This window comes from Candidatus Hepatincolaceae symbiont of Strigamia maritima, assembly GCF_055505085.1.
In genome coordinates, this window is sequence record NZ_DBKDTU010000168.1 from 1 (window position 1) to 7204 (window position 7204).

Genomic DNA, 7204 nt, shown 5'->3' on the forward strand with positions numbered 1-7204 from the left:
TAAATCAAATATTGATTTTTACTATTTTTAAATTTATCATGTAATAAAATTTATTAAATACTTAAAGGCTCACATGACTAAAATTTTTGCGTTTATAAAACTTCATTTAAAGAAATTCGTTGTTAGTTCCATAATAATTTTAATAGCAATAAGTATGATTCCTTGGGTTATTAGTGAGTATGTTATGCAAAATCAAGTACAAAATTCGAATACTTGGCTAAAAGTCGGAGGTATTGAAACTACCCCAAGACTAATCTTTGCAGAATATAATTCTTTAGTTAATCAGAATCAAGCACTTATTAGCCAAAATCCTTTTATTTTACAAAGTATTATCAATAGAATAATCCAACAACACATCTCAAGTTCTTTATTTGCAAATGAGGCTAAAAGTTTAAAAATGACCGCTAATAACGAACTATTATTTAAAATAATTGCTAGTGTTCCTTACTTTAAAAATGAGGATGGTACTTTTAATAGAGAACGTTTTGAACAACAGGTAAGTACTGTTTTTGGTTCAGAATCCTTATATTTAGATAATCTTAGAAATGATGTTATAAGAGAACAATTACTCAGTACAATCTTAAATGTTTTATATATACCAAAAGATATAGCCATATTAAATTTACAAGCGCTGAATCAGAATAGAACCTTTCATTATACTCAGATTTTAAGAGAATCTATTAAAGATCTAAAAAAACCAACAGATACCAATTTATTACAAATAAGAGATGCTAATAAAGAAAGTTTTACCCAACTAGAAACCAGATCGGTAGAACTATTAACACTTAACATAGATCCACTGCTTACTAAAATAAAAGTAACTAAATCCGAATTAGAAGACTACTATAATAAACATAAGAATAATTATTTAGAAGAAGAACAAAGAGAAGTAAGCCAAATTTTAGTAAGTAACTTAGATAAAGCAAATAAAATTTTTAATGAAATTAAAAATACTAAATTAGAAGATATAACCTCCAAATATGATATAATAAAATTAGGAAAAATTTCTAAAGAAGATCTGCCTCCTAATATTTCATCCATAGCTTTTAATGTAGGAGCGGAACAATTTCAAGAACCGATAGAAACACCTGTAGGATGGCATATTCTATACGTAAATAAAATCTTAACTGCCTCTCCTCTATCCCTTGAAGAAGTAAAAACACAAATTACCCAAATAATAGAAGCAAACAAACAAGCAGAATTTAAAGATAATCTAAAAAATGATTTTACAAATATAATATTACTAAATAATGTTTCTCTAAAAGATGCTACTACTACTTTAAAAGGGGCAAAGTTTACAACTTTGTCATCTATTAATAGTTTAAATCAAGACCAAAATCACAAATATCTTAAGGGAATTACTGAAAATCCTAAGGTATTAAAAACTATCTTTGCTTCTTCTAAAAATCAAACCCCTACTGTTATTGATACTGATAGCAATATTTTATTAGCTATAAAAATTACTAATATTACTCCGCAATTTATCAAGGATATTAAAGATATTAAACCTGAATTAATGCTTATTTGGAATAAACAACAGCTTGATGAACAAGTTAATACCTTAAGTAGTAAACTTATCTTAGATTTAAGTAAGGATTATAAAAAAGTTAAATTACCTAGAAATATTAATATTACCAGAGCTAATCAAACTTTTGATGCAGATACATTAAATACTATTTATACTACTAAAAAATATACACCTATTAAAGGTCAACTAAAAGACGGTACAGTTATTGTAGGAATAGTAACTAACATAAGAACTCCGAAAATTACCATGTTTAATAAAAATCAAACACAAAATCAAGAAGCTTTAAACTTTATGGCTAAAAACCTTCAAGAATATAAAGAAGATTTACTTTTTGGGTATTATGATCTTTTAACAAAAAAATTTAATATTCATATTAATCAGGAAGTTATGCTTAACGCCTTATTAGGAAATAATAATCTTGGGCAACAATAATTATAGGAATGTATTTATAGAACTCTGAAATAATAATTTACCTATTAAGCTTTCTTAGTTAAATCAACTAACCATTTTCTACTGATATAGCGTAAAATTGCAAAGCTAAGTTTTATGACTTCTTCAAAGTATACTAACAGTACTACCCAATAAATTTCTAAATTTAGTACTATTATGGCAAAAAAAGCCATAGGAACAGCATACAAAAATAAAAATCCAGTATCAAGTAAAAAAGCTATCTTGGTATCTCCTCCGGCACGCAGAATTCCAATTAATAAAGTCCAATTCATCATCTTAAAAAACATTGCAACTGAGGTAACTAATAATACTTTAATAGACATTACTTGTACTTCTGTTGAGATATTATAAATATTAATTACCGGATATATAGCAATTAAACATAATACTACAGTTAAAGTACTACAGAAAACAGCTATTTTAAGAATATATTTACTCATTAAAGCAGCTTGGGATTTTTTTCCTGCACCTATGGTTTGTCCTAATATTATCCCAGCAGCATTACTAATTCCCATGAAAATTATTACCCCAATATTTATTATTATATCAGCAATAGCAATAGATGCCGCTGTATTTGTGCCTGGTATTGCATAAGCAACACTTAAAACAAATGTTCCTAACCCCCAAGCAAATTCTGTGAAAAATACTGGGGTGCTAACTTTAATTGTACGTTTAATGATTTCAAAACTTAATCCCCAATATTCTTTAATCTTTCCTATTAAATTATACTTTTTATAAAAAAGTAAACCTAAAAAGCATAAAACTTCTATTGTCCTCGCAATAAGCGTTGCAATGGCTGCCCCTTCTACTTCTAATCTTGGAAAGCCAAGATTACCATAAATTAATAAATAATTTAATACTGTATTAACTATGGTAGTAATAATCGTAATTATTAAGGCTGGAGAATTAATAGTTATTGCTCTAAGAGTCATTGTAATACAAAAAGATATTGCCGTAAATAAAAAACTCAGAGCAATAATTTTTAGATAATTACTACCCAAATCCAATACTATAATATCCTTTGTGAATAAACTAATAATAAATACTGAAGTTATGTAAGTAATAACTGTAAAGCTCAAAGCAATAACTATTGCACTCATAATACTTAATCCAAAAATTTTTCTAATTATAATAAAATCTTTTTTACCAAAATATTGTGCAATAAAGATTCCTACCCCAGAAAAAGCACCATATAAAACTAATATATAAACAAAATAAAATTTATTAGCAAAAGATACCGCTGCAATTGCATTCACTCCTAGTTGACCAACCATAATATTATCAATAAAATTTAAAGATACTGCTATTAATTGTTGAGCTGAGAGCGGTAAAGCCAGCCAAAAAAACTTTTTATAAAAACTTCTTGGTTTCTGCATAAAATGTCCTAATGATTTATAGAATATTATTTAGTGTAATATATTTTTACAAAAATATATTACATTTTTTTAATTGGTTTACTAAATACTAAAGAAAGTGTTACAAGTCCTAGAAATATATATAACTATTATAAAACTTTAGAAGTACTAGTCAAATCTATTAACTACTTTTTACTTTTATCTATTAATAAAGCTAATATAAGTTTCAAGATTTCTTCTTTCTATAGTATGTACTGATAAATGAAGATCTAATAGTTAGCAATATATTAGTTTAGTTATGATATTTTTTTTTTAATCTATCAATTACTAAAGGAGGAACAAAAAAATTTAAAGCTCCTTCTAATGAGGCTACTTCTTTAACAAAACGAGAACTAATAAATTGTTTATTTTCTGAGGCCATAAAAAAAATTGTTTCTATTTCATGATTTAATTTAGAATTAACTCCTGCTAAAGTAAATTCAAAATCAAAATCAGATAAAGCTCTAATCCCGCGAATTATAATTTTAGCTTGTTTTTTTTCAGCAAAGTCTATTAACAATCCTTTAAATATTTCTATTTCTAGTTTCTTTTTGATATCTGTTGAAAAATCCTGTATACATTCTTGAATGATTTCTAGTTTCTCATAGGCTGTAAATAAAGAATCTTTGTTTTTATTAGGATTATGCCCTATTGCTATGATTAGCTTATCTACTAATTTAGAAGATCTACTAATAATATCCAGATGCCCTAAGGTAATAGGATCAAAAGAACCTGCATACATTCCTATTAAGTTAACCATAAGAGTTTACCCTTTACTCTATTATAATTCATTCATTTATTAGTTATTATAGATTTTTATAAAAATTCTTAAATACTAAGTCTAATAAGATTCTTATGTTTAATTAAACAAATCTCCTTTAGGATCTTCATCTTTCTTAGAGGAATTAGGTTTTGAAATTGCTGTATCATCTTTATTATTAATAATAAGTAAAGATTCAAGTTCTGATGCAGTTTCTTCATCAGTATGCAACTTTTCTAATGATATATCATCAATAGGTACAAATTTACTAACTGATACTACTTCTTCTTTCTTATTTAATTTAAATAAAATAACTCCCTGAGAAACTCTACCAGCAATCCTAATTCCTTGTATAGGAATTCTAATAATTTGCCCTTGATTACTTACAATAATAATATCATCACTTTGTTCTACTACAAAAGAGGCAACAACATATCCATTTTTCTTAGATAATTTACAACTAAAAAAGCCACTACATCCTCTACCAGTAATTCTATATTCATAAGCTGAACTGATTTTTCCAAAACCATTTGAAGTTACAGTTAAAATAAATTCTTCTCCTTGTGCCAATGCTTCTAATTGTATTTTAGATAAACTAACATTAGGCGGAGTTTCTCCGCGTCTTTGAGCTCCTGCATATTTTAAGTATTCATCTCGTACTGTAGACTCTTCTATTTTTTCATGTCGTAATAAAGACATATTAATTACAATATCACTACTTTGTAATTTAATACCTCTAACTCCGGAAGAATTACGGCTGGCAATAACTCTCAGAGTTTTAGAATTAAATCTGGTAGCTTTTCCTAATTTAGTATTAATTAGTATATCCTTAGAATCATCTATTACTAATACCCCAACAAGCAAATCCTCATCTTCTAATTTCATAGCAATTTTACCTTTATTAGGAATATTCAAAAAATCTTTAATATTACTTTTTCTAATATTACCTTGAGTTGTAATAAATACCATTTCTTGTTCTTCATTAATTCCTTTTGAGAGTGGTAATATAGTGGTAATAGTTTCTGATTTTTCAATAGCTAAGAGATTAATTAAAGCTCTACCTTGTGCTTGAGGTTGACTCTCAGGTATCTTAAAACATTTCAATTTATACACCATACCTTTTGAACTAAAAAATAGTATATTATCATGCGTATTTACTATAAAAACATCCGTAACTACATCTTCTTCTTTAGTTGACATACCAATTTTACCTTTGCCACCGCGTCTTTGTGAGCGATAAGTAGAAATAGGTACTCTTTTTATATACCCTCCGCTACTAATAGTTACAATCATATCTTCTTCTTGTACAAAATCTTCTTCTGATAACTCATCTTGCTGTTCTTCTATTTGAGTTTTTCGTTTAGTAGCAAATTTATCTTTAGTAGTAATAATTTCATCTTTAATTCTTTGTAAAAGTACATTAGTATTTCCCAATATTCTCAAATATCCTTTAATTTCCTCACTTAATTCCTGTAAATCAGTAATTATTTTTTCTCTCTCTAAACCGGTTAAACGATGTAATCTTAAATCTAAAATTGCTTTTGCCTGAACTTCAGATAAAGTATAATTACCATCAATTACTTGTCTATCTGCTTCATCTAATAAGGCAATATAAGGTGTAATGCTACCTGCTTTCCAAGTTTTTGCTATTAAACGTTCTTTTGCCTGAGCAGGATTTTCTGAACTTCTAATTAATTCAATAACTTCATCTATATTTTCAACAGCTACTCCTAAAGCGGCTAAAATATGTGCTTTTGCTCTGGCTTTATCTAATAAATATAGTGTTCTTTTCCTAACTACTTCTCTTCTGAAAAGAATAAAAGCCTCAAGTACCTCTTTAACATTCATTAATTTAGGAACACCATTATTAATAGCTAGCATATTAACACTAAAAGACACTTGAAAAGATGTATATTTTTGTAAATAATTAATTACTATTTCAGGTTCTACATCTTTTTTAAGTTCAATAACAATTCTTACCCCATGTCTATCGGATTCATCACGTACTGCACTAATAACATCTAAATCTTTATTATTAGCTTTTTCTTTTAAATTACTAATTTCCTCTACTAATTTAGATTTATTTACCTGCCAAGGGATTTCTGAAATTATAATAGTACTACGATTCTTCTTAGCATCTTCTATTCTAGCAACTCCACAAACATTAAAGGAACCACGCCCTGTTCTAAAAGCTTGTTTAACCCCACTTGTACCAATTATTCTACCACCTGTAGGAAAGTCAGGAGCCGGAATATATTGCATTAATTCTTCTATTTCTAAACTAGGATTATCAATTAAAGCTAAGAGAGCATCCATTAATTCTCCTAAGTTATGAGAAGGAATATTAGTAGCCATTCCTACAGCAATACCACTAGCTCCATTTACCAACAAATTAGGATACATCGCCGGCATAACACTTGGTTCATATATGGAGTCATCATAATTAGGTTTAAAATCTACAGTATTTTTATCTAAATCATTTACTAAATATTCAGCAGACAATGCCATTCTAGCTTCAGTATAACGCATTGCCGCAGCATTATCACCATCCATAGACCCAAAGTTACCCTGCCCGTCAATTAGGGGTAATCTTAGGGAAAAATCTTGTGCCATACGTACCATAGCACCGTAAATTGCACTATCTCCGTGAGGATGATATTTACCTATTACGTCACCGACTATTCTTGCAGATTTTCTAAAAGGTTTATTATGCCAAAAAGCATTTTCATACATAGAATAAATGATTCTTCTATGTACCGGTTTTAACCCATCTCTAACATCAGGTAATGCCCTACTTATAATTACACTCATAGCATAATCTAAGTAAGATTTTTGCATTTCTTCTTCTATATGAACTATTTTAATATCTTCTTTAGCTAATAAATTACTATCATCACTCAATGCTTATTTCCTTATTTAATAGTTTAATTTTTTGAAATACCTTTAATTATAACCATATTTTCAATAATTTTCAATCTTTTTAAGAACTCCATTCTTAACCTATTATATAACAAAATTTCTTACAGTTTCTGCAATGTCATAGGTAATATTTAAACGCTTTCTAGGGAAATC

General features: G+C 27.7%; 4 protein-coding genes. 1 reads left to right on the forward strand and 3 read right to left on the reverse strand.

Translation table 11 applies throughout. From position 1 onward, the window contains the following. Positions 1–73: 73 nt before the first annotated feature. Positions 74–1960: a peptidylprolyl isomerase gene (locus ACQCX0_RS04555; RefSeq protein WP_462562993.1), complete on the forward strand. Its 1887-nt coding sequence runs from the start codon at positions 74–76 to the stop codon at positions 1958–1960. Positions 1961–2004: 44 nt separating this feature from the next. Here the strand turns inward: ACQCX0_RS04555 and ACQCX0_RS04560 are convergent, their stop codons facing one another. The 3 genes from ACQCX0_RS04560 to gyrA form a co-directional block, all read right to left on the reverse strand. Next, positions 2005–3354: an MATE family efflux transporter gene (locus tag ACQCX0_RS04560; protein WP_462562994.1), complete on the reverse strand. Its 1350-nt coding sequence runs from the start codon at positions 3352–3354 to the stop codon at positions 2005–2007. A gap of 271 nt (positions 3355–3625) precedes the next feature. Next, entirely contained in the window at positions 3626–4132 is a 507-nt protein-coding gene (gene coaD / locus ACQCX0_RS04565) for a pantetheine-phosphate adenylyltransferase (protein ID WP_462562995.1), read from the reverse strand. A 99-nt stretch (positions 4133–4231) separates the two neighbouring features. Beyond that, a complete protein-coding gene (gene gyrA, locus ACQCX0_RS04570; RefSeq protein ID WP_462562996.1) occupies positions 4232–7033 on the reverse strand; it encodes a DNA gyrase subunit A in 2802 nt (933 codons plus the stop codon). Between the last annotated feature and the right edge of the window lie 171 nt (positions 7034–7204).

Bases quoted from the DNA above. Each gene is read 5' to 3' on its own strand.
- ACQCX0_RS04555 (WP_462562993.1), top strand. From the start codon at position 74: ATGACTAAAATTTTTGCGTTTATAAAACTTCATTTAAAGAAATTCGTT.
- ACQCX0_RS04560 (WP_462562994.1), bottom strand. From the start codon at position 3,354: ATGCAGAAACCAAGAAGTTTTTATAAAAAGTTTTTTTGGCTGGCTTTA.
- coaD (WP_462562995.1), bottom strand. From the start codon at position 4,132: ATGGTTAACTTAATAGGAATGTATGCAGGTTCTTTTGATCCTATTACC.